The organism is Collinsella sp. AM36-4AA, from assembly GCF_003467795.1.
Taxonomy (GTDB): Bacteria; Actinomycetota; Coriobacteriia; order Coriobacteriales; family Coriobacteriaceae; genus Collinsella.
In genome coordinates, this window is sequence record NZ_QSHS01000061.1 from 1 (window position 1) to 1,013 (window position 1,013).

Annotated in this window: 2 protein-coding genes; both read left to right on the top strand. The window is 64.1% G+C overall.

What is annotated here, in order from left to right; genetic code table 11:
* Positions 1-45: 45 nt before the first annotated feature.
* Positions 46-561, top strand: coding sequence for a helix-turn-helix domain-containing protein (locus tag DW850_RS10065; protein ID WP_117786972.1), 516 nt, complete (start codon positions 46-48; stop codon positions 559-561).
* Positions 558-1,013: IS3 family transposase (locus tag DW850_RS10315; protein ID WP_199575696.1), on the top strand; the 456-nt coding region annotated here is incomplete at its 3' end. The genes DW850_RS10065 and DW850_RS10315, both read left to right, overlap by 4 nt.

Genomic DNA, 1,013 nt, shown 5'->3' on the forward strand with positions numbered 1-1,013 from the left:
TGAACTGCCTCCCATTTCTTGGACACAAGAATGGGAGGCTTTTTTATGGCTGGAAACGCTTTGTACGACGTCGGGATGAGACTGCGAGCGGCAGAGCTGCACGACGAGGGGCACGGCCGCGCGGCAATCGCGGCCCTTCTCGGGATGCCGGAGGAAACCGTGAGAGAATGGCTGTGCACCTACAGGTCTGCTGGTATCGAGGTTCTGGCCATGATGGGAAAGAAACACACCGCCTATTCGTTCGAGACGAAGCTGGCCGCCGTCAGGGCGGTCGTCGACGAGGGCATGACGAAGCCCGAGGCCATGGAGAAGTTCGGGATAGCCTCGCCAAGCCCTTTCAAGAAATGGCTGAAGGCCTACAGGGAGGAGGGCCCGGAGGCGCTCAGGCCAAAGCCCAGGGGGAGGCCGAGGGGGTCCGGCTCCCCGTCCGGGGAGACGACGCGCGAGCAAGAGCTCGAGCGCAGGATCAAGAAGCTCGAGGCGGAGAACGCCTACCTAAAAAAATCGATCGCCCTGAAGGCGGAGAAACGCTCTCGAACGGCGAGAAGGCCGCGGTCGTGAGCGGGCTTTCAGGGCAATACCCCCTCGCCGACCTGCTCGAGTGCGCCGGCCTGGCGAGGTCGAGCTACTACTACGCGCTGTCGCACCCGAAGGCTCCCACCAGGCCCGAGCTCTGGGAGGCCGCCGCCGAGATATTCTCGCGCACCGCCAACGGGTGCGGCCACAGGCAGATCGCCATGTGCCTGCGCGCCGAGCGGGGCGTGCGCATAGCCGACAAGACGACGCTGAAGATGATGCGCGAGATGGGCATCAGCTGCGGGATCCGCCGCGAGACCGACTACCACAGGTACAACTCGTACAGGGGCAAGGTCGGAAAGACCTTCGAGAACGTCATCGGCAGGGACTTCGCCGCCGACGGGCCGTGGGAGAAGATGGGCACCGACGTCACCGAGTTCAAGCAGCCCTGGGGCAAGGCCTACTTCGCGCCGGTCTACGATTTCGGCAGCAAGGAG